The following is a 21,011-nucleotide window of genomic DNA, read 5'->3' on the forward strand; positions in this document are numbered from 1 at the left end:
GGGATCGAGTAAAAGGATGTTTCATGACCCATGATCCGGTGGTGTTTTTGCCCGGCATGATGTGCGACGCGCGGCTTTTCACACAGCAATTGACGGATTTGAGTCGCGACACGGCGGTCACGACGGCCCCGATTACTGGCGGCGACCGGGTTGAGGAAATCGCATCGTCCCTGCTTGACGTGCTGCCCCGGCGCTTTGCGCTGGCGGGGCTGTCGATGGGCGGGATTGTCGCGATGGAGATTTTGCGCCGCGCCCCTGACCGGGTGTCGCGGATCGCGCTGATGGATACCAATCCGCTTGCCGAAACACCGCAATCGGCCACCGCCTATGAGCCGTTTATCATCAAGCTGCGCTCGGGCAGCCTTGCCGATGCGGTGCAGAGTTTCTTGTTGCCCGACTATCTTGCGCCGGGCACGGGGCGCGCGGCGATTATCGCGCATCTTACGGAAATGGCCGAGAATATTGGCGCCGATGCGATTGTGCGCCAGGTTCGGGCGCTACAGCGCAGGCGTGATTATCAATCGGTGCTCAGGCGCTGCAAGGTGCCGACATTGGTGCTCTGCGGGCGCCATGACGGGCTGACGCCGGTCAAGCGCCACAGCTTCATGGCCGACCTCATTCCCTATGCAAGCCTGTCGGTGATCGAGGGGGCCGGCCATCTGCCCCCGATGGAAGCGCCAGAGGCGACGACTGCTGCGTTGCGCGCCTGGCTGGAACAGCCGTTCGTGCTGCAAAAGCGGGTGGATGCCTGAGCACCATTTGGCGGGCGCAAACAAAAAGGGCCGCTGAGAGGATCAGCGGCCCTTTTGTCATTGTGGATCGGGTCAGCCGTTCGCGGCGAGGTTCTTGTTGGCCGCTTTGGGGGTCGATTTCGCCGCCTTTTTCGGGGCAGGGGCCGCCGAATTCGCGTCGATGAAATCAAGCACCAGAGGGCGGATGTTGTTGCGCCAGCTGCGCCCGGCGAAGATACCGTAATGGCCGGCGTCGGGCTCAAGATAGCTTGCCTTTTTGTCATCCGGAAGACCGGTGCAAAGCGCCAGAGCGGCGACACATTGGCCCGGTGCCGAGATGTCATCCTTGCCGCCTTCGACGGTTTTCACGGCGACATTGGTGATTTTGCCCATATCAACCTTATGGCCATTCACGACAAAGCGGTTCTGGGCAATTTCAAGGCCCTTGAAAATCCGCTCGACCGTGGAAAGGTAAAATTCCGCAGGCATATCCATCACGGCGAGATATTCATCGTAGAACTTGTTGTGGGCATCGTGATCACCGGATTCGCCGCGCGCGACGCGGCCGATTTGATCCGAGAACGCCTGGGCATGACGCTCGCCGTTCATCGACACGAAAGACGCCAGTTGCAGCAACCCGGGATAAACCAGTCGGCCAACGCCCTTGCGCTGAAAGCCGACGCGTTGAATCATGGTCTCTTCAAGCTGGCCCATCGTGACGCGACGACCAAAGTCGGTGACATCGGTCGGGGTTGCGTCGGGGTCAATCGGGCCACCGATAAGGGTCAGGGTGCGCGGCTGTGCGTCGGGGTCAAGCTCGGCCAGATAGGCGGTGGCGGCAAGGGTCAGCGGCGCAGGCTGGCAGACGGCGATCACATGCAGATCCGAGCCAAGCTCGCGCATGAAATCCATCAGGTAGACGGTGTAATCTTCAATGTCGAACTTGCCTTCCGAGACCGGAATATCGCGGGCATTGTGCCAATCGGTGACATAGACATCGCAATCGGGCAAAAGCGAGCGCACGGTAGAGCGCAGAAGCGTCGCATAGTGGCCCGACATCGGCGCCACGAGCAGAACCCGGCGCGCCATCGGTGCGCGGCCTGCGACATTGAAGTGAATGAGGTCGCCAAAAGCACGCTTCACGGTGGTTTCGACGGTGACGATATGGTCACGCCCGTCGTCGCCGGTAATGCTGTCGATACCCCAGTCGGGCTTGGTCACCATGCGTTGGAACGTGCGCTCGGTCACCTCGCCCCAAGCGGCCATCCAGTTCAAAGCAGGGTTTGGCACCATGCTGAAAACAGGATAGGATGCCATTGAGAGAGCCGACGCACCGAGCCATTGATTGGTATTGCGGAGGGTTTCCATCAGGTCGTAAGTTGCCATGTAACGCATAGTTTCGTCTCCTACTAAGGCAGGTGTGCCTAAATAACGGCAGATAGCCCGGTTCCATCCGTCGCACTGCCCCTCCGGCCTGACGACGTTATGCTGCATAGCAGAAAGAGTTAAAGGGAAATTGTATAGATGGCAATGCAAGACGATGTCGCAGGCGAAAATATAGAAAAGTTGAATGAAAATCTCGCTAAGGTCGAACAGCTCTCACAGCGCCTTATTCAGGTGCTCGCCTCGCGTAATCCGGCCAACCCGACATTGAACACGCCCTCGCAGGAGTTGTTTAACAAGGCGGCCAGTTCCTATTGGTCCGAGATCCTCGAAAACCCCGGCAAGATGTACGAGCAGCAGCTTGAATACTGGGGCAAGTCGGTGCGTCACTTCATGGAGGCGCAGCAATTGATGTTGCGCGGCGATGGCGCGGAGCTTGAGGAAACGCCCAATATCCTGGACGGGGACAAGCGGTTCACCAATCCGCTCTGGCAGAGCCACCCCTATTTCAAGTTCATCAAACAGCAATACGCCCTCAACGCGCAGGCGATCGAGGATGCGGTCGCGGGCGTGGACGACCTTGACCCCAAGGAAAAGCGGCGGCTGGATTACTTCGCGCATCAGATCATCGACATGATGTCGCCGACCAACTTTCTGGGCACCAACCCCGACGCGCTTGAACGCGCGGTTGAAACCGAGGGCGCGTCGCTTGTGACGGGTCTGGAAAACCTGATCGCGGATCTTGAGGCCAACAAGGGCGAGCTTGTGGTGCGTCTGGCCGATGAGACCTCCTTTGTGCTTGGCGAAAACATCGCCACCACCCCCGGCGAGGTGGTCTATCGCAATCGCATGATGGAGCTGATCCAATACACGCCGACCACCGATGAGGTGCACACCACCCCGCTGATCATCTTTCCGCCCTGGATCAACAAGTTCTACATTCTCGATCTCAAGGCCCAGAACAGCATGATCAAATGGCTCACCGATCAGGGCTATACCCTGTTCGTGGTGGCCTGGGTCAACCCGGACAAAAGCTATGCGGACGTCGGCCTTGATGAGTATATAGAAGAGGGCTTTCTGACCGCCATTTCCGAGGTCAAGGCGATCACCGGCGAGAAACAGGTCAATGCCGTGGGTTATTGCATCGCGGGCACAACGCTTCACCTGACGCTGGCGCTGCTTGAGAAACGCGGCGACAAGTCGATCAAATCCGCCACCTTCTTTACCGCGCTTACCGATTTCTCGGAGCAGGGCGAGTTTACCCCCTTCCTGCAGGATGATTTCATCGACGCGATCGAACAGGAAGTGGCCCAGCAGGGCTTGCTGCGCTCGTTCATCATGTCGCGCACGATGTCGTTCCTGCGCTCAAAGGACCTTGTGTATCAGCCGGCGGTCAAAAGCTATATGATGGGGGAAACCCCGCCTGCCTTTGATCTGCTTTATTGGAATGGCGATGGGGCCAATCTTCCGGGCCGGATGACAACGCAATATCTGCGCGGGCTATGCCAGCGGAACGAATTCATCGAGGGTGGTTTCGAGATCCTGGGCGAAAAGCTTCATATCAGCGATGTGAAAGTGCCGCTCATGGCAATCACCTGCGAGACTGACCACATTGCGGCCTGGAAAGATTGCTATCGCGGCTTTCAACAGACCGGCGCCAAGGACCGGACCTTTATCGTCTCGGAATCGGGCCATATCGCCGGTATCGTCAATCCGCCCTCGAAAAAGAAATACGGCCATTACACCAATGACGACCTGAGCCTCGCGCCCGATGACTGGCTTGAGGGCGCCACCTTTACCGAGGGCTCATGGTGGCCGCGTTGGGAAAGCTGGCTCAAAAAGCGCTCGGGCAAGATGATTCCTGCCCGTGAGCCGGGCGATTCGGATCATCCGCCCTTGGCCCCGGCCCCCGGAACCTATGTGCGTGTCAAAGCAAGTGAGGGGTTTTAAAGGCTTTTCCTTTCGGTTGAGAAAATAATTGCTGCACTGCAGAAAAAGCTTGAAATGCTGCAGTGCGGCATGTATATCTAGCTCCAGAATACAGAACACGGCAATGAACGCCGCTCAACCGAAAGGACTTACCAAATGGCTAAGACACAAGACTTCAACAGCGCAATCAAAGACATCATGGGCGCATTCCCCGTCGACACCAAAGCAATGGACGATGCCTTCAAGAACCAGGCTGCTCTGAGCGAAAAGCTTTCGGGTGTTGCTCTGTCGGCTGCCGAGAAATCGGCCGAGATCTCCACCAAGTGGACCAAAGAGACCCTTGCCAAGCTGAACGACATCTCCAAAGCCAAGGCAGAGCCCGCTGACTACGCCAAAGCGTTCACCGATTTCGCATCGGCCAACGCCGAAGTAGCGTCCGAGAACATGGCCGCTTTCGCTGAAATCGCGAAAAAAGTGCAAATGGAAACTGTTGAGCTGATGATGTCGGCCGGCAAATCCATGCAGGACGACGCGACCAAAGCCGTCAAGAAAGCCGCAGAAGACGTGACTGCAGCGACCCAGAAAGCCACTGCAGCGGCCAAGTAATAGCAGGTTACATACCCAGACCCCTCCCTGACGGGTATGAACTGCGAAGAGCGAGCCGAAAGGCTCGCTCTTTCTTTTTGCCGCACTTGCGTCTAAGCTACGCTGCAGCGCTGCATTTTCCGGGAGGATACCCCTTGGCCGACACCAAAAAACCGCTGCTGATCAAACGCTATGCCAGCCGCCGGTTGTACAATACCGAGACGTCCGATTACGTCACGCTGGAAGATATTTCGGAATTCATCCGCGATGGCCGCGAAGTTCAGATCATCGACCTGAAATCCGGCGACGACCTGACCCGTCAGTATCTGTTGCAGATCATCGCCGAGCACGAAAGCCGCGGCGAAAGCGTTCTGCCGCTCAACGTGCTCAACGATCTGGTGCGCAGCTATACCACCCAGGCCACAAGCGTCGTGCCCGAATTTCTGGCTGCCAGCTTCGAGATGCTGCGCGATGGTCAATCCAAGATTTTGGACAACATGACCAAGGCAAGCCCGATTGGTGCCATGCCGGGAATGGACGCCATGCGCGCCCAGCAAGAGGCCTTTATGAAGGCCATGACCGGTGGCATCACAGGCCTTGGCAAAATGCCCGGCCAATCCACGTCCAAGGATGAGGCGCCGGAAGACGACAACCTTGGCGACATCAAGAAACAGCTGGCCGAGTTGCAGGAAAAGCTGTCGAAGCTTGGCAAGTAACCCCACATGGTTGAAAGCCCCGGCCGGATAACCCTTTGGGGGATCGAGGTGTTCATGGCCGCGGCCGATGAACGCTCGATTTCCGCCGCCGCGCGCCGCCTTGGGGCAAGCCCCTCGGCGGTCAGCCAGCAACTTACCAATCTTGAAAGCGCGGTCGGGGCCACTTTGCTGCAACGCAATGCGCGCCCGATTCGTCTTACCCCGGCGGGCGAGATCATGCATCGCCGCGCTCAGGCGATCCTTAACGAGGCCGCGCAGGCGCGCGCCGAGCTTGCGATGTCGCAACTCTCGACCCTGACCCGCTTTCGCCTTGGCATGATCGAAGACCTCGAGGCCGATGTCACGCCCCAGCTTCTGACCCATATGGCCGGCGAGTTGACCCGCTGTCAGTTCCTTCTGGAAACCGGCGCCAGCCATCACCTCTATGATCAGCTTGACGCGCGCGCCCTTGATATGATCGTCGCCGCCGAATTTGGCGCCGAAACCGATTGGGTCGAGGTTCATCCGATCCTGCGCGAAGGCTTTGCCGTGGCCGCGCCCAAAGGGGTGATCGACAAGGATGGCGATGTCTTGCGACAGCTCAAGCGCCTGCCGCTGATCCAGTATACACAGCGTCATTACATGGGGCGGCTGATCTCGTCGCATCTGGCGCGCCAGAACCTGACGCTGCCGCATCGGTTCGAGCTTGATAGCTATCACGCCATTCTGGCGCTGGTCGGGCAGGGCACCGGCTGGACCATCATGACGCCGCTGGCGCTGATGCGGGCGCGCCGGTTTGCCGATCAGATCGACGTTCTGGAATTGCCGATGGCGCCGCTGACGCGCACCATAAGCGTGACTGCCCGCAAGGGGATATTACAGGATATGCCAGCAACGCTGGCCGAGACGTTAAAGCCGATCATACGCCAGGCGGTGGTTGATCCGGCCATTGCGCGCCACCCGTTCCTGGTGGACGCGCTGACGATCCTCTAGAGCATGCGAAATGAGTAGGTTAGAGGGCGTCGCGTGAATTCGATTGAAGGCAACACCCTCTAGCGGGCGGTTAGAGATCTGTGCCGCGCCGGTCCTGAAAGAAGGCTTTCAGCATCTCTTCCGCCTCGCGCGCAGCAATCCCGTCGTAAACCTCGGGCACATGATGACACTGCGGATGGGTGAACACCCGCGCGCCCTGCGCGACACCGCCCGATTTCGGATCGCTCGCCCCGTAATACAGCCGCGCAATCCGCGCCCCGGCAATCGCGCTGGCGCACATCGCGCAGGGCTCCAGCGTGACGTAAAGATCATGACCCACCAGCCGCTCGCTGCCCTTGGCCGCGCAGGCCGCGCGCAGCGCGAGGATTTCGGCATGTGCCGTGGGGTCGTTCAATTCGCGCGTGCGATTGCCCGCCTTTGCCACGACCTGACCGTTTGGGTCGACCACCACGGCGCCCACCGGCACCTCGCCGCGCAGGGCCGCGGCGCGCGCCTCGTCGAGCGCTGTCATCATATGGCTTTTGAACGTCATGGCGTGTCTTTGCCCCGCCATCACCACTTTCGCAAGTCCCGCGAATAGGCTAAGCGATGACCCATGAGCACCAAACCCCCAGAAGGCGACCGGATCGCCAAGGTCATCGCGCGCGCCGGCATCGCCAGCCGCCGCGAGGCCGAGCGCCTGATCGAGGCCGGCCGCGTGACCGTCAATGGCGTCAAGATCACCCGCGCCGCGTTGAACGTGACCCCCGCCGACAAGGTGGTGGTGGATGGCCGCGCATTGGAGGCGCCCGAACCGGCGCGGCTCTGGCTTTATCACAAGCCGACAGGCCTTGTGACCACGAACCGTGACGAACAGGGGCGCGCCACCATCTATGACGATCTGCCCGCAGACCTGCCCCGGGTGATGAGCGTCGGCCGACTCGATCTCAATTCCGAAGGGCTGCTTTTGCTGACCAATGACGGCGGCCTCAAGCGCAAACTCGAACTGCCCTCAACCGGCTGGCTGCGCCGCTACCGCGTGCGCGTCAATGGCCGCCCGACCGATGCCACTTTTGAGCCGCTGCGCAAGGGCCTCACGGTCGATGGCGAACGGTTTCAGGGCATGATGGTCTCGCTGGATCGCCAGCAGGGGGCGAATGCCTGGATCACGGTGTCGATCCGTGAAGGCAAGAACCGCGAGATCCGCCGCGCGATGGAGGCGGTCGGCCTCTCGGTGAACCGGCTGATCCGGGTGTCTTACGGGCCGTTTCAATTGGGTCAACTCAAACCCGGCGAAGTCGAGGAAATCCGCCCGCGCGTGCTGCGCGATCAGCTTGGCATGCCGCAGGAACCCGAGGTCGAAAAGGCCGCCAAACCCCTGCGTCCGCAACGCCCCAAACCACAGCGCCGCCGCCGCACGACCTGATCTCTTTCATCGTTCCAAAAATACTCCGGGGGGCCCAAGAAAATTCGCCGAATTTTCTTGGGCGGGGGCAGCGCCCCCATGCCCCGATTGCCACACTGTCAGATCTTGATCGGCTCCATCACCTGCGGTTCGATCAAATCAACGCCGGGCAGCGCCTTCGTCAACTCTTCGGCCGATTGTTCCAAAATCGGGAAGGTACGGTAATGGCAGGGGATCACAGTTTTGAAATCAAAGAACTTTTTCGCCGCATAAGCCGCGCGCCGCATATCCATGGTGAAATGCCCGCCCGCACATAGAATACCGATATCGGGCTGGTGCAGATCGTGAAACACGCCCATGTCGGCCATCACATCGGTGTCGCCCGAGACATAGATCACGTGACCCTCGCCCGCGATCATATAGCCGCATTCGGTGCCGGGCACCTTTGGGCCGTCATCCGTGCCAAAGCTGGTCGAATGGGTGGCATGTACCATCGTCACCTTGACCCCGCCAAGATCGACTGTGCCGCCCTTGTTGAACCCGATAACCTCGATCTTTTCCTGCGCCTCCCAATGCGCCATCAGGTCATATTGCCCGACCACGGTCAGGTCCTGTTTGCGCGCCAGCGGCAGAACATCGGCGACGTGATCGAAATGCGCGTGGGTCAACAGGATATGCGTCGCCCCTTCGGTCGCCGCGTCGTGACTGTCCTCGGGCAACATCGGGTTGCCGTTGAGCCAGGGATCGACCAACAAAACCAGTTCGGCGATCTCGATCCGAAACGATGAATGCCCAAGCCAGGTGATCTTCATTCTGCGTATCCTTTTTCCAGTTTAGCAAAGACTAGCAAGACTTGCGCCATAGGAAAGGGCCAAGCGGCGCATTTCCGGGCGATCCTTATCCGCGAGCGGGGTTTTGGCACGCTCATATGCTTGCGCCCAATGGCCTCGGGCGCTAAACGCTTGGGCAACAGGATTACCGGAGAAACCCATGTCGATCGACCGAGAGACCGCCGCCAAAGTGGCCAAGCTGGCCCGCATCCGTGTGACCGAGGACGCGCTGCCTGCGCTGGCCGAGGAATTCAACACCATCCTTGGTTTCATTGAACAGCTCAACGAAGTCGACGTGGAAGGCATCGAACCGATGACCAGCGTCACGCCGATGCGCCTCAAGCGTCGCGAAGATGTGGTCACGGACGGCAATCAACAGGCCGAGATCCTGTCGAACGCGCCCGATGCGCGCGAGGGCTTCTTTGCGGTTCCTAAGGTGGTGGAATAATGACCGATCTGAACAAATTCACGATTGCCGAGGCCCGCGATGCCCTGCGCAAGGGCGATGTCACCGCGCTTGAGTTGACCGAGGCCTGCCTGAGCCAGATCGAAGGTGCCGGGGCGCTCAATGCCTTTGTGCATCACACCCCCGATCTCGCCCGCGACCAGGCGCACGCCGCCGATACCCGGATCAAGGCGGGCGATGCCCCGTCGATGTGCGGTATTCCTCTCGGGATCAAGGACCTGTTTTGCACCAAGGGCGTGCCAAGCCAGGCCGCCAGCCGCATCCTTGAAGGCTTCAAGCCGGAGTACGAATCGACCGTCACCCAGAACCTGTTCGATGCGGGCGCGATTATGCTGGGCAAGCTCAACATGGACGAATTCGCCATGGGCTCGTCCAATGAAACCTCGGTTTACGGCAATGCGGTCAACCCTTGGCGGCGCGGCAATGATGACGCGGCTTTGACGCCCGGCGGCTCGTCTGGCGGTTCGGCCTCGGCCGTGGCAGCGGATCTTTGCCTTGCCGCGACCGGCACCGATACCGGCGGTTCGATCCGCCAACCGGCCGCCTTCACCGGCATCACCGGGATCAAGCCGACCTATGGGCGCTGTTCGCGCTGGGGCGTCGTGGCCTTCGCAAGCTCGCTCGATCAGGCCGGGCCGATGACCAAATCCGTGCGCGACTCGGCGATCATGCTGAGCGCCATGTGCAGCCACGACCCCAAGGATTCCACCAGTGCCGATTTCCCGGTGCCCGATTTCGAGGCCGCCTTGACCGGGGATATCAAAGGCAAGGTGATCGGCATTCCGAAAGAATACCGGATGGAGGGCATGCCCGCCGAAATCGAACAGCTTTGGGCCGATGGTACTGCGATGCTCAAGGCCGCAGGCGCCGAAATCCGCGATATCAGCCTGCCGCATACCAAATACGCCCTGCCGGCCTATTACGTGATTGCGCCTGCCGAGGCGTCAAGCAACCTCGCGCGCTATGACGGGGTGCGCTATGGCCACCGCGCCAAGCTTGCGCAGGGCGATGGCATCACCGAGATGTACGAGAGAACCCGCGCCGAGGGCTTTGGCCACGAGGTTCAGCGCCGGGTGATGGTGGGCACCTATGTTCTCTCGGCGGGCTTTTACGACGCCTATTACAACCGTGCCCGCAGGGTGCGCGCGCTGATCAAGCGCGACTTTGATCTGGCCTTTGAGGCTGGTGTGGACGCGATCCTGACCCCGGCCACGCCAAGCGCGGCGTTTGGCCTTGGCGAGATGAAAGACGCCGATCCGGTGCAGATGTACCTGAACGATGTCTTTACCGTCACCGTCAACCTTGCCGGTCTGCCGGGTATTTCGGTGCCTGCCGGGATCGACAAGCAGGGGCTGCCGCTTGGGTTGCAACTGATCGGGCGGCCGTGGGAAGAGGCTGATCTGCTCAACACCGCCTATGCGTTGGAAACTGCGGCAGGATTTGTGGCCAAACCCGGAAAATGGTGGTAAACCCGCTCGCAAAACAGCTTATGGCAGGAAATAGCAGATGCGTTTGATCCTTGGCTCGGTTGCCCTTGCGGCGCTCACGGCCTGTGCGCCCGCGGTGCCCGATAGCGGGGCGGGTGTCGGCTTTCAGGACTATAGCCAATACCAGCGTGAAAAGGCCGCGCGTGACGCCGCCTTGGCGGGAAGTGCCCTGCCGGCCCCCAACGCGGTCTCATCGGAGCCTCTGGGCGCCATCCCGCCCGGTGCCACCTCGGCACAGCCGGGCGCGGATGTTGCCGCCGATGCGCGCGCCGCGCTTCAGGCCACCGCCGCCAATTCCGGTCAGCCGATCCTTCAGGCAAGCCCGTCCAATCCTGCACCGGAGGGTGTGATGAATTCCGCCGGGATTTCGCGCGAAAACAGTTTCGAGGCCGTTGGCGAGCAGCGCTCGATTGAAGATGACGCCTCGCGGATCGCGCAGAACCGCGCCCAGTATCAGGTGATCGCGCCCGAGGCCGTCGGCAATCGCCCCGGCGATGTCGGCCCCAATATCGTGGCCTATGCGCTTGCCACCAAGCACCCGGTTGGTACGCTGGTCTATCGCCGTGTCGGGATCAACAAGACCGGTAAGTTCGAGCGCAACTGCGCCGAATATGCTTCGCCTGATCTGGCGCAGGTCGAGTTTCTCAAGCGCGGCGGCCCCGAGCGCGACCGCCTTGGCCTTGACCCGGATGGCGACGGCTATGCCTGCGGCTGGAACCCGGCCCCCTTCCGCAAGGCGGTTGGCGGGTAAAGGGGCGGGGCGTGGGTTTCACCCACCCTACGTGCAAAAGACAGGTCTCGCCCAATTTCGGCGCGCGGCGCTTGGGTACGCTGCCCGATATGATCGTGCTGCATTACACCGCGATGCAAAGCGCGCGCGCCGCGCTTGAGCGGCTCTGTGACGCGCAGGCCGAGGTTTCGGCGCATTACCTGATCTCGGAGCGCGGCGAAATCTGGCAGATGGTCGAGGAGGATCAGCGCGCCTGGCATGCCGGGGCAGGGCAATGGGGCGCGGTTGTGGACGTCAATTCACGCTCGATCGGGATCGAGTTGGCCAATACCGGCGCGCATCCCTTCCCCGAGCCGCAGATGCGCGCGCTTGAGGGGCTGATGCGCGCGATCATGGAGCGCTGGAGCATCCCGCCCGAGCGGGTGATTGCCCATTCCGACATGGCCCCGGCGCGCAAGTTTGACCCTGGCGCGCGGTTTGACTGGCGCCGCTTGGCACGTGGTGGCCTTTCGGTCTGGCCCGAGCCGGGCGAGGCGGACACCGGGCCTGAAACCGGACCAGGGGCCTTTCTTGCGGCGGCCGAGCGCTTTGGCTATCCGCCAAGCGGCGCGGAGGATCTTGAAACCATCCTGTCCGCCTTTCGTCTGCGCTTTCGCCCCAATGCCGTGGGGCCGCTGGAGGCGGCTGATTGCGCCGCCCTTCAGGACCTTGCCGCGCGCTTCCCCGTTGACCGCGCGCGCCCGAGCGCCTAAGTCACTCTCGCGCGGAGGGCCGGATGGCCGCGGGACCTGCAAGGGTGTCGAGGAAAGTCCGGACTCCACAAGACAACGGTGCCGGGTAACGCCCGGCTGGGGTAACCCAAGGGAAAGCGCCACAGAAATGAAACCGCCCGTCGCACCTGCGGCTCGCCAAGGGAAACTGTGTACGGGTAAGGGTGAAACGGTGGAGTAAGAGCCCACCGCGGGACGGGCAACCGAACCGGCACGGCAAGCCCCACCGGGAGCAATGCCAAATAGGGACCGCGCGCGGGGCAGGTCGGGCAACCGATACCGCCCGCAGGCACGTCTTGGCCCAGTGGTCCGGGTTGGCAGCTAGAGGGGCGTTGGCAACAGCGTCTCAAGATGAATGGCCATCCATGGGGGGCAACCCCCGGGACAAAATCCGGCTTACAGGCCCTCCGCGCAAATTGTTGTTTTGTTGGTTTTTAGAAATTGAGCGCCTGCGGCGCGCTTTTGGTTTTTTTGGATGAGGGGCTTTGCCCCTCAAACTCCCCAGGATGTTTTTGGCCAGAAGAAAAGGGGAGCAGGTTTGAGCCGGCTTTTGTGTGGCCAGGGGATGTGGTTGATCGGGTGGAGATTTCATGCCCCCTCTTTTCAAACGCCGTGCATGAGCTAGAAACAGGGCATGCCTTATGAATGGACATCATCGCAAGACGACCCACAGGTCCGGCTGACACTCTGGCCGCACCGGTCTTTGCCACGGCGTGGTTTTGCGGCCTTTGTGCTGGCGACCTTCACGCTGATCACCGTGCCGCTTTATCCGCTGCTTGGCACGGTCGTGCTCTGGGGGCTGTTGCCGTTTCTGATGTTGGCGCTGGCCGGGGTCTGGTGGGGGCTTGAGCATTCGTATCGCAGCGCCAATATCACCGAGGTGCTTGAGATCGGGCCAGAGATGATCCACCTGGTGCGCACAAATCCGCGCGGCGATGTGCAGGACTGGGACTGTAACCGCTATTGGGCCAAGGCAACCATGCACCCCACCGGTGGGCCGGTTGCGCATTACATCACGCTCAAGGGCAGGGGCCGCGAGGTCGAGATCGGGGCGTTTTTGTCCGAGGGCGAGCGCAGGGTGCTTTACGGCGAATTGACCGATGCCCTGCGCCCGCCAGGGCCGATGGCGGGTTAAGAGGCGAGGCGGTTTTTGACCTGTGGGCCGACCGTGCCGAAATCCATCTGACCGGCGTGGCGTTCCTTGAGCTTGCCCATGATCTTGCCCATGTCGCGGATCGTGGTGGCGCCGACATCGCTGATGGCCTTGTCGATGGCGGTGGCGACTTCGTCGTCGTCAAGCTGGCGCGGCAGGAATTCCTCGATCACGGTGATCTCGCTTAGCTCGCGCTCGGCCAGGTCAAGGCGGCCGCCTTCTTCATAGGCGCGCGCGCTTTCATTGCGCTGCTTGGTCATCTTGGCCAGAATCGCCATGATTTCAGGGTCGCCCACACAGGGCGCTCCATCTACGCCACGCCCGGCGATTTCCTGATCCTTGATTGCCGCGCTGATCAGCCGCAGCGTCGCAAGGCGCGCCGCGTCCTTGTCTTTCATCGCCTGTTTAAGGGCCTGAGTGATGCGGTCCCGCAATTCCATTTCGCTCCATCCCGATGGTTTGTCACAAGTGCCGCAGACTATCCAAAACGCGCGGGGGTGGCAACCGCTCTGCGACGGGCGCATGGGGCTGGTATTTGCCCTCAAACTGGGCCATCTAGTGCCTTGACCCGGCCCGGACCCCCCCTTAGGTTCGCGCCAATTTGCACACACCCGGAGAATCCCTGCCATGGCCCACGCGCCCCAGACCCGCCCGACCGCCTGCCTGGCCCTTGCGGATGGGACGCTGTTTTACGGCCATGGGTTTGGCGCCACGGGCGACACCACGGCAGAGCTGTGTTTCAACACCGCGATGACCGGCTATCAGGAGATCATGACCGACCCGTCCTATGCCGGGCAGATCGTGACCTTTACCTTTCCTCATATCGGCAATACCGGCGTCACCCCCGAGGATGACGAAACCGCCGATCCGGTGGCCGAGGGTATGGTCGTGAAGTGGGACCCGACCCAGCCCAGCAACTGGCGCGCGCAAGAGCATCTGGCCGAGTGGCTGGCGCGGCGCGGGCGCATCGCCATTGGCGGGATCGACACGCGGCGCCTGACACGGGCGATCCGCCAGCAGGGCGCGCCGCATGCCGCCCTTTGCCATGATCCCGAGGGCAATTTCGACACCGCCGCCCTGGTTGCCAAGGCGCGGGCCTTTGCCGGGCTTGAGGGCATGGACCTTGCCAAGACCGTGACCTGTGCACAGTCTTATCGCTGGGATGAAATGCGGTGGGCCTGGCCCGAAGGGTACAAGCGTCAGACCGAGGCCCGCCACAAGGTGGTGGCGATTGATTACGGCGCCAAGCGCAACATCCTGCGCTGTCTGGCAAGTGCCGGTTGCGAGGTCACGGTCATGCCCGCGACCGCCACCGCCGAAGAGGTTCTGGCGCATGGTCCCGACGGCGTGTTCCTGTCCAATGGCCCCGGCGATCCGGCGGCGACGGGGGCCTATGCGGTGCCGATGATCCGCGGCGTTCTTGACTCTGGCCTGCCGATTTTCGGGATTTGTCTTGGGCATCAGATGCTTGCGCTCGCACTCGGGGCGCAGACCGTCAAGATGAACCACGGCCATCATGGCGCCAACCACCCGGTTAAGGATCTTGAGACCAACAAGGTCGAGATTACCTCGATGAACCACGGCTTTGCCGTCGATAGTCAGAGCCTGCCCGCCGGGGTGCTTGAAACCCATGTGTCGCTGTTTGATGGCTCCAACTGCGGTATCCGCATGCAGGATCGTCCGGTGTTCTCGGTGCAGCATCACCCCGAAGCGAGCCCTGGACCGCAAGACAGCTTTTACCTGTTCGAGCGGTTTGCGGCGTCAATGGCTGGTTAATTACTGTTTAAAAACAGTTTATTTTAACCCGTTGTTAACCTGTTATTAAAGCCTCGTTAACCTTCCGTGCGCTAGCGTTCTCCCCAGAAGACGGGGAAGGGACGAGGCATGGGTATCTCAGAATTGAGGCACGTCAATGTGCAGGGCTGGGCAAGCCCGGTGCGGATGAATCCTCTCTCACGTGAGTTGGTGCGCGCCGGTAAACTTACCAAATCGGATGCGGTGCTTGCGGAAATGGTCAGTCGGCATTGCGATACCTCGATGGAGCGCATTCTTCAGGCCGAAGGGTTGGCTGATGAAGACGACCTGTTGCGCGCCCATGCCCGGCGCTTTTCCACGCAACGCCTGTCGACGGAGGAGGTTGCCAAGGCCAGTCTGGTCGAAATCGGGCTTGATCCGCGGGTCTTGCTGAAACATGGCGCGATGGTTCTTGAGGGGCAAGGCGGCAAGCCCGTCATCGCCTCCGGTTCTCCGGACAGCCTTGAGACGCTGCGCCAGATCATGCCCAACGGGTTGCGCCGGGCGCATGCGGTCGTGGCACCGCGCCGCGCGCTGCAGGACCGGGTCGCGAACGAGCATCGTGACCACCTGCGCCTGATGGCGGAAACCCGCGTTGCCGAGAGCGAAAGCTGTCGCACATGGGGCGGCACCTTTGGTCGGTGCCTGCGGTTCACGCTGGCGATGATCGCGACCGTCGCGGCCCTTGCCATTGCCTTTCCGGTGGCGGTGTTCGGGGTGTTTGCCCTCTGGGCCTGTTTTACGCTTCTGGTCTCGGCGGGGATGAAAACGGCCGCCTTTGTCGCCCATATGGCCCATGACACCGACCGAGAGGAGGTGCCGCAAAACCCCAAGGCGCCACTGCCCAAGGTGTCGATCCTTGTGCCGCTGTTCCGTGAGACCGAAATCGCCCATGCCCTGATTGCGCGGCTGAGCCGCCTGACATACCCCAAATGCCTGTTGGATGTCATTCTGGTGCTGGAAGAAGAGGACGAGTTGACGCAACAAACGCTGGCAGAGATCGATCTTCCGCCCTGGGTGCGGCCGGTGGTCGTGCCCGATGGCAAACCCCGCACCAAACCGCGCGCGATGAACTATGCGCTGGATTTCTGCCAAGGCGATATCATCGGTATTTTCGACGCCGAAGATGCCCCTGACCCGGATCAGATCACGGTGGTGGCCCGCAAATTCCAACAGGTGCCAAACGATGTGGCCTGCCTTCAGGGGGTGCTGGATTACTATAACCCGCGGCAAAACTGGCTGGCGCGGTGTTTTACCATCGAATACGCCACCTGGTTTCGGGTCATGCTTCCGGGCATGGCGCGGCTTGGTCTGGCCATTCCGCTTGGCGGAACGACGCTCTATTTCCGGCGCAACGTGCTTGAGAGTATCGGCGGCTGGGATGCCCATAACGTGACCGAGGACGCCGATCTTGGCTTTCGCCTTGCGCGTCATGGCTATCGCACGGAAATGGTAAATACGGTGACCGAAGAAGAGGCCAACTGTCGCCCCTGGCCCTGGATCAAACAGCGGTCTCGCTGGCTCAAGGGCTATATGACCACCTATATGGTCCATATGCGCCGACCAAGGCTGCTTTACCGGCAATTGGGCCCTCGGAAATTTTGGGGGTTTCAGGCGCATTTTGTCTCGGCGCTTTCGCAATTCGTGCTGGCACCGTTTCTGTGGTCGTTCTGGCTTGTGCTTCTGGGCCTGCCGCACCCGCTTGATCCGGTCCTGAGCCGCGCCACCCTTACCGCAATCGGCAGCCTGTTCCTGATGGTCGAGGCGCTTAATATCACGGTGCATCTGATAGCGGTGTCGGGGCGCAAACACAGGCATCTCATGGCCTGGGCGCCGAGCATTCATTTCTATGCGCCATTGGGGGCGATTGCCGCCTATAAGGCGCTTTATGAACTGGTGCTAAAGCCGTTCTATTGGGACAAGACGACCCACGGCCTGTCGATCACCGCGGGCGGCAAACGCACCTCAGACGGTGGATTTGACCTCGCCGGAGTCAAGCTTGAGCCGAGTCACGAAGGCCTTTGAAATATGGGCGCGCAGGGCCTCGCTTGCGGCCTCGCCGTCGCGTGCCTCGATCGCGGTGACGATCGCATCATGTTCTTTCAACGCATCCTCGTCGCGCCCCTCGGCGGCAAGCGAGGTGGTTGCCAGCAAGGCCATGGAGCGGTGCACGAGGTCCAGTTGCTGGACAAGAAAGCGGTTGTGCGATGACAGGTGGATCTGCTTGTGAAACCGCCGGTTGGCACGGGCCAGCTCTGACGGCTTGCCCAAGAGTGCGCGGTCATCCTCGACCATGTCGCGCAGAACGCGTACCTCTTCGACACTGGCGTGACGCGCCGCAAGACTGGCCGCCAGCCCCTCAAGCTCGGCGCGCACGACGTAAAGCTCTGCAAGCTGGTTATAATCCAGCGATGACACGATAAGGCTTCGCCCGTCACGTGTCAGCATGGATTGCGTTTCCAGCCGTTGCAGCGCCTCGCGAATCGGCGTGCGCGAGACCCCAAAGCGATCGGCGAGATCGCTTTCGACAAGCCGGTCACCGGGCTTAAAAATGCCTACGTCGATCGCCTCTAGAATAAGCGAATAGGCGTCGGTCGGCTGGGGTTTCATCGGCATGTCCGTTTCGGTCTGTTGTGTGGTGTGAAACCTTACGCGCGCTTTGCCCGCAGGATCAAGCCTTGGCAGATTGCGCCCTTTGTCGCGCCACCCTATGGTGCGCCCATGCCAAAGCCGCTTTTCAGCCATGTCACCACCTGGGTCTTTGATCTCGACAACACGCTTTATCCGCCCGCCGCGCGTCTGTTTGACCAGATCGAGGCGCGGATGACCCAATATGTGATGGACGCCCTGTGCGTGCCCCGCGCCGAGGCCGATCATCTGCGCCATCAGTATTGGCGCGATCATGGCACCACCCTGGCCGGGCTCATGCGGCTGCATGATATTGATCCGGGGCCTTATCTTGAACAGGTGCACGATATCTCGCTCGATCACCTTGATCCTGACGCCGATCTTGCCGCCTGCATTCGCGCGCTTCCGGGGCGCAAGATCGTCTATACCAATGGCTGCGGCCCCTACGCCGAGCGGGTGATTGACCGGCGCGGGCTAAGCGGGGTGTTTGATGCGGTTTACGGCGTCGAGCATGCCGGATTTCGCCCCAAACCCGAGGCCGAGGCCTTTGCTGCCATTTTCGCGCTTGATGGGGTCCTGCCCGAAACCGCCGCCATGTTCGAGGATGAAGAGCGCAACCTTGCCGCGCCCCATGCCATGGGGATGCGCACCGTCCATGTCGCCCCCGCCCCCCACGCGGCGGCGCATATTCACCATCATACCGATGACCTTGGCGGCTTTCTTGCGCGTCTGATCTAGGCGGGCTTGCTGCGGCGAAATGCGCCTTTGCCCTGCTTGCGTTACGCCATACCTGAGGCGGCGTAGAGCATGATGCGAAAAGGACGTATATGACCCAAACTTCAAAACCAACCGCCGGTGAAACCCCGCGTGACTCCGATGCCGCCTTGGTGGTGCCGATCCTTCTGGCCGTGGTGGTTTTTCTCGCCCTTTGGGGCACTAGCATTGCGCTTTGGGGCGTTCCGGGTCTTTATATCCCGGCGGTGATCATGGTGCCGGTGATCTGGGTTGGCTTGCTGCTGATTTCACGCGGCTAGGACCGGCGGCCACCAAGGAAAGGGCGCGCAGATGCAGGAATTTGATATCGTCGTTTCGGGCGGGGGCGTGGCGGGGCTGACGGCTGCTGCTGTCTTTGGAAACGCCGGGTTTTCGGTGCTTTGCGTTGATCCCAGCCCGCCGATTACCGCGCGCGAAGCCCCCGGCTCTGATCTGCGCACGACCGCCTTTTTGCAGCCCGCTCAGGCGCTGTTGGAACGTGCAGGGTTGTGGGCGCGGCTTGCTCCGTTTGCCTCGGAGCTTGAGGTGATGCGGATCGTCGATGCCGGCGGCGAGACACCAGAGCCGCGCATCACCAAGGAATTCAACGCCTCCGATATCTCGGATCAGCCGTTTGGCTGGAACTTGCCAAACTGGCTTTTGCGGCGCGAGATGGTGGCGCACCTTGAGAGCCTCGCCAGTGTCACCTTCCGTCCCGGCACCGGCACGACGACGCTGTTCACCCGCGAGGCTGAGGCGCGCGTCGGCCTAAGCGATGGCACGCGCGTGCGCGCCCGCCTTGTGATCGCCGCCGACGGGCGCAATTCGCCCATTCGCGCAGCCTCGGGGATTGAGGTGAAAACAACGCGCTACGGGCAAAAGGCGTTGGCCTTTGCGGTGACGCATCCGATCCCGCACGGCAATGTGTCGACGGAAATCCACCGCTCGGGCGGGCCGTTCACGCTGGTGCCGCTGCCCGATCACGAGGGGCGGCCGTCCTCTGCGGTGGTGTGGATGGAAGAGGGCCCCGAAGTGGCGCGCCTTGCCGCCTTGCCCGAGGCCGAATTCGAGGCCGCGATGAACACCCGGTCCTGCCTTCTTTTCGGACCTCTGACGCTGGCGTCGCGGCGCACGGCCTGGCCGATCATCAGCCAGATTGCCGAGCGCCTTTACGGCGAGCGGGTGGCGCTTGTGGCAGAGGCCGCGCATGTGGTGCCGCCGATCGGCGCGCAGGGCTTGAATATGTCACTTGGCGATATGCGGGTGCTGCTTGAGCTGGCCGAGGCGGCGCCAGAGCGTCTTGGGGATCGCGCAATGCTCGAGACCTATCACAGCCGCCGTCACATGGAAATCAAGGCGCGGGTGACGGGGATCGACCTTTTGAATCGCGCCTCGATGATGCGCGCCCGTCCCCTGCGGGACGCGCGCGCCATGGGGCTGAACGCGATCTATTCGCTGGCCCCGGTGCGCAAGACGCTGATGCAGCTTGGCCTTGGCGCGCGCGGTTAAAGCACCTTGTCCATGACGGTTTGCAAGCGCCCAAGCGCTGCAGGCACGTCATAAAGCTTGTCCAGCCCAAACAGCCCAAGCCGGAACGTTCTGAAGCCCTCGGGCTCGTTGCACTGAAGCGGCACCCCGGCGGCGATCTGCATGCCTTCGGCGGCGAATTTCTTGCCGTTCTGGATGTCGGGGTCGTCGGTATAGCTCACGACGACGCCCGGCGCGCCAAAGCCTTCGGCGGCGACCGATTTCACGCCCTTGTCGGCCAGCATCGCGCGCACCCCATTGCCAAGCTCCCATTGCGCGGCGCGCAGCTTTTCAAAGCCATACTCGCGGGTCTCAACCATGGTGTCGCGGAACGCGCGGAGCGCATCCGTGGGCATTGTGGCGTGATAGGCATGACCGCCATTTTCATAGGCCTGCATGATGACATGCCATTTCTTGAGATCGAGCGCAAAGCTGTCCGATGTTGTCTCCGCCATCCGCTCGACCGCGCGCGCCGACATCATCACAAGCCCTGCAGACGGCGAGGCCGACCAGCCCTTTTGCGGCGCAGAAATCAGCACATCAACCCCGGTCGCCTTCATATCGACCCAGGCACAGCCCGAGGCGATGCAATCGAGCACCAAAAGCGCGCCGACCTCATGCGCGGCACTGGCAAGCGCGGTGATATAATCCTCCGGCAGGATCAGCCCGGCCGAGGTTTCCACATGCGGCGCAAAGACCACATCGGGCTTGGCCTCGCGGATTTTCGCGGTGACCTCGTCAATCGGGGCCGGGGCAAAGGGCGCCACGGCGCCATTGCCGGTTTGGCGCGCCATGCACACGGTGGTGTCGGCGGCAAAACCACCGGCGTCGAAAATCTGGGTCCAGCGAAACGAGAACCAGCCGTTGCGCACGATCAAAGCATGCGCATCACGACCAAACTGACGCGCCACGGCTTCCATCCCGTAAGAGCCGCCACCGGGCACAAGGGCCACCGCATCGGCGTTGTACACCTCTTTGAGCATGGATGAGATGTCGCACATAACATGCTGAAATGACGCGGACATATGGTTTAGGGAGCGATCCGTGAAGACCACGGAATATTCCAAAAGGCCATCGGGGTCGATATTGTCGAGAAGGGCGGTCATCAATCTATCTCCTGTTCGTTCGGCTAAGGGCTAACCTGCCTCCTTGGGTTGGGCAAGTCTACTCTAT

At 61.4% G+C, this 21,011-nt stretch carries 22 protein-coding genes and 1 other RNA gene; 17 read left to right on the forward strand and 6 right to left on the reverse strand.

Annotation, left to right across the window (positions count from 1 at the left end; all coding sequences use genetic code 11):
* Positions 1-23: 23 nt before the first annotated feature.
* Complete coding sequence (locus ROG8370_RS08110; protein ID WP_085826582.1) at positions 24-752, forward strand: alpha/beta fold hydrolase; 729 nt, start codon at positions 24-26, stop codon at positions 750-752.
* A 72-nt stretch (positions 753-824) separates the two neighbouring features.
* Here the strand turns inward: ROG8370_RS08110 and phaZ are convergent, their stop codons facing one another.
* Positions 825-2,126 carry a polyhydroxyalkanoate depolymerase gene (phaZ, locus tag ROG8370_RS08115; RefSeq protein WP_085826583.1) on the reverse strand — a complete coding sequence of 434 codons (1,302 nt, stop codon included), beginning with the start codon at positions 2,124-2,126 and terminating at the stop codon, positions 825-827.
* A 129-nt stretch (positions 2,127-2,255) separates the two neighbouring features.
* Here phaZ and ROG8370_RS08120 point away from each other — a divergent pair, with 129 nt between their 5' ends.
* From ROG8370_RS08120 to ROG8370_RS08135, 4 genes are all read left to right on the forward strand, one after another.
* Positions 2,256-4,064: a PHA/PHB synthase family protein gene (locus ROG8370_RS08120; RefSeq protein ID WP_085826584.1), complete on the forward strand. Its 1,809-nt coding sequence runs from the start codon at positions 2,256-2,258 to the stop codon at positions 4,062-4,064.
* 135 nt (positions 4,065-4,199) lie between these two features.
* Positions 4,200-4,649 (forward strand): phasin, PhaP, encoded by a 450-nt coding sequence (locus ROG8370_RS08125; RefSeq protein ID WP_085826585.1) that lies wholly within the window; start codon positions 4,200-4,202, stop codon positions 4,647-4,649.
* Between the two features lie 134 nt (positions 4,650-4,783).
* A complete protein-coding gene (phaR, locus tag ROG8370_RS08130) occupies positions 4,784-5,344 on the forward strand; it encodes a polyhydroxyalkanoate synthesis repressor PhaR (RefSeq protein WP_085826586.1) in 561 nt (186 codons plus the stop codon).
* Positions 5,345-5,350: 6 nt separating this feature from the next.
* Positions 5,351-6,316, forward strand: coding sequence for a LysR family transcriptional regulator (locus ROG8370_RS08135; RefSeq protein WP_085826587.1), 966 nt, complete (start codon positions 5,351-5,353; stop codon positions 6,314-6,316).
* A gap of 70 nt (positions 6,317-6,386) precedes the next feature.
* On the opposite strand, the gene ROG8370_RS08140 is transcribed toward ROG8370_RS08135, so the two are convergent.
* The gene (locus ROG8370_RS08140; RefSeq protein ID WP_085826588.1) at positions 6,387-6,848 is read right to left on the reverse strand and encodes a nucleoside deaminase; all 462 of its coding nucleotides are present in this window, start codon (positions 6,846-6,848) and stop codon (positions 6,387-6,389) included.
* 63 nt (positions 6,849-6,911) lie between these two features.
* Between ROG8370_RS08140 and ROG8370_RS08145 the strand changes: the two genes are divergently transcribed.
* On the forward strand, positions 6,912-7,721 hold the full coding sequence (locus ROG8370_RS08145; RefSeq protein ID WP_085826589.1) for a pseudouridine synthase: 810 nt from the start codon (positions 6,912-6,914) through the stop codon (positions 7,719-7,721).
* Positions 7,722-7,819: 98 nt separating this feature from the next.
* Here ROG8370_RS08145 and ROG8370_RS08150 read toward each other — a convergent pair whose 3' ends face one another.
* Positions 7,820-8,512, reverse strand: coding sequence for a metal-dependent hydrolase (locus tag ROG8370_RS08150; protein WP_085826590.1), 693 nt, complete (start codon positions 8,510-8,512; stop codon positions 7,820-7,822).
* Positions 8,513-8,690: 178 nt separating this feature from the next.
* On the opposite strand from ROG8370_RS08150, the gene gatC reads away from it, so the two are divergent.
* The 6 genes from gatC to ROG8370_RS08180 all read left to right on the forward strand — a co-directional run bounded on the left by gatC (position 8,691) and on the right by ROG8370_RS08180 (position 13,118).
* The gene (gatC, locus tag ROG8370_RS08155) at positions 8,691-8,978 is read left to right on the forward strand and encodes an Asp-tRNA(Asn)/Glu-tRNA(Gln) amidotransferase subunit GatC (protein ID WP_085826591.1); all 288 of its coding nucleotides are present in this window, start codon (positions 8,691-8,693) and stop codon (positions 8,976-8,978) included.
* Positions 8,978-10,465: an Asp-tRNA(Asn)/Glu-tRNA(Gln) amidotransferase subunit GatA gene (gene gatA, locus ROG8370_RS08160; RefSeq protein WP_085826592.1), complete on the forward strand. Its 1,488-nt coding sequence runs from the start codon at positions 8,978-8,980 to the stop codon at positions 10,463-10,465. Before gatC ends, gatA begins: the two co-directional genes overlap by 1 nt.
* Before the next feature lie 37 nt (positions 10,466-10,502).
* Positions 10,503-11,234, forward strand: coding sequence for a hypothetical protein (locus ROG8370_RS08165; RefSeq protein ID WP_085826593.1), 732 nt, complete (start codon positions 10,503-10,505; stop codon positions 11,232-11,234).
* Positions 11,235-11,323: 89 nt separating this feature from the next.
* The gene (locus ROG8370_RS08170) at positions 11,324-11,965 is read left to right on the forward strand and encodes an N-acetylmuramoyl-L-alanine amidase (RefSeq protein WP_085826594.1); all 642 of its coding nucleotides are present in this window, start codon (positions 11,324-11,326) and stop codon (positions 11,963-11,965) included.
* Between the two features lie 11 nt (positions 11,966-11,976).
* Positions 11,977-12,398: RNase P RNA component class A (gene rnpB, locus ROG8370_RS08175), an RNA gene on the forward strand.
* A 219-nt stretch (positions 12,399-12,617) separates the two neighbouring features.
* Positions 12,618-13,118 (forward strand): DUF2244 domain-containing protein, encoded by a 501-nt coding sequence (locus ROG8370_RS08180; protein ID WP_085826595.1) that lies wholly within the window; start codon positions 12,618-12,620, stop codon positions 13,116-13,118.
* On the opposite strand, the gene ROG8370_RS08185 is transcribed toward ROG8370_RS08180, so the two are convergent.
* Positions 13,115-13,576: a GatB/YqeY domain-containing protein gene (locus ROG8370_RS08185; RefSeq protein ID WP_085826596.1), complete on the reverse strand. Its 462-nt coding sequence runs from the start codon at positions 13,574-13,576 to the stop codon at positions 13,115-13,117. The two genes, ROG8370_RS08180 and ROG8370_RS08185, sit on opposite strands and share 4 nt — an antisense overlap.
* Positions 13,577-13,763: 187 nt before the next feature.
* Here ROG8370_RS08185 and carA point away from each other — a divergent pair, with 187 nt between their 5' ends.
* On the forward strand, positions 13,764-14,912 hold the full coding sequence (gene carA, locus ROG8370_RS08190) for a glutamine-hydrolyzing carbamoyl-phosphate synthase small subunit (RefSeq protein ID WP_085826597.1): 1,149 nt from the start codon (positions 13,764-13,766) through the stop codon (positions 14,910-14,912).
* Positions 14,913-15,020: 108 nt separating this feature from the next.
* Positions 15,021-16,955 carry a glycosyltransferase gene (locus ROG8370_RS08195; RefSeq protein ID WP_085826598.1) on the forward strand — a complete coding sequence of 645 codons (1,935 nt, stop codon included), beginning with the start codon at positions 15,021-15,023 and terminating at the stop codon, positions 16,953-16,955.
* Here ROG8370_RS08195 and ROG8370_RS08200 read toward each other — a convergent pair.
* Entirely contained in the window at positions 16,896-17,546 is a 651-nt protein-coding gene (locus ROG8370_RS08200; RefSeq protein WP_085826599.1) for a GntR family transcriptional regulator, read from the reverse strand. The genes ROG8370_RS08195 and ROG8370_RS08200 overlap by 60 nt on opposite strands.
* A gap of 105 nt (positions 17,547-17,651) precedes the next feature.
* On the opposite strand from ROG8370_RS08200, the gene ROG8370_RS08205 reads away from it, so the two are divergent.
* The 3 genes from ROG8370_RS08205 (at position 17,652) to ROG8370_RS08215 (ending at position 19,820) form a co-directional block, all read left to right on the forward strand.
* The gene (locus ROG8370_RS08205) at positions 17,652-18,296 is read left to right on the forward strand and encodes a pyrimidine 5'-nucleotidase (RefSeq protein WP_085826631.1); all 645 of its coding nucleotides are present in this window, start codon (positions 17,652-17,654) and stop codon (positions 18,294-18,296) included.
* 89 nt (positions 18,297-18,385) lie between these two features.
* Positions 18,386-18,592, forward strand: a complete 207-nt coding sequence (locus ROG8370_RS08210) for a hypothetical protein (protein WP_085826600.1) — start codon at positions 18,386-18,388, stop codon at positions 18,590-18,592.
* Positions 18,593-18,623: 31 nt separating this feature from the next.
* Entirely contained in the window at positions 18,624-19,820 is a 1,197-nt protein-coding gene (locus ROG8370_RS08215) for a UbiH/UbiF family hydroxylase (RefSeq protein ID WP_085826601.1), read from the forward strand.
* On the opposite strand, the gene ROG8370_RS08220 is transcribed toward ROG8370_RS08215, so the two are convergent.
* Positions 19,817-20,944, reverse strand: coding sequence for an aminotransferase class V-fold PLP-dependent enzyme (locus ROG8370_RS08220; RefSeq protein WP_085826602.1), 1,128 nt, complete (start codon positions 20,942-20,944; stop codon positions 19,817-19,819). The two genes, ROG8370_RS08215 and ROG8370_RS08220, sit on opposite strands and share 4 nt — an antisense overlap.
* Positions 20,945-21,011 lie beyond the last annotated feature (67 nt).

This window comes from Roseovarius gaetbuli, assembly GCF_900172365.1.
Classification (GTDB): domain Bacteria; phylum Pseudomonadota; class Alphaproteobacteria; order Rhodobacterales; family Rhodobacteraceae; genus Roseovarius; species Roseovarius gaetbuli.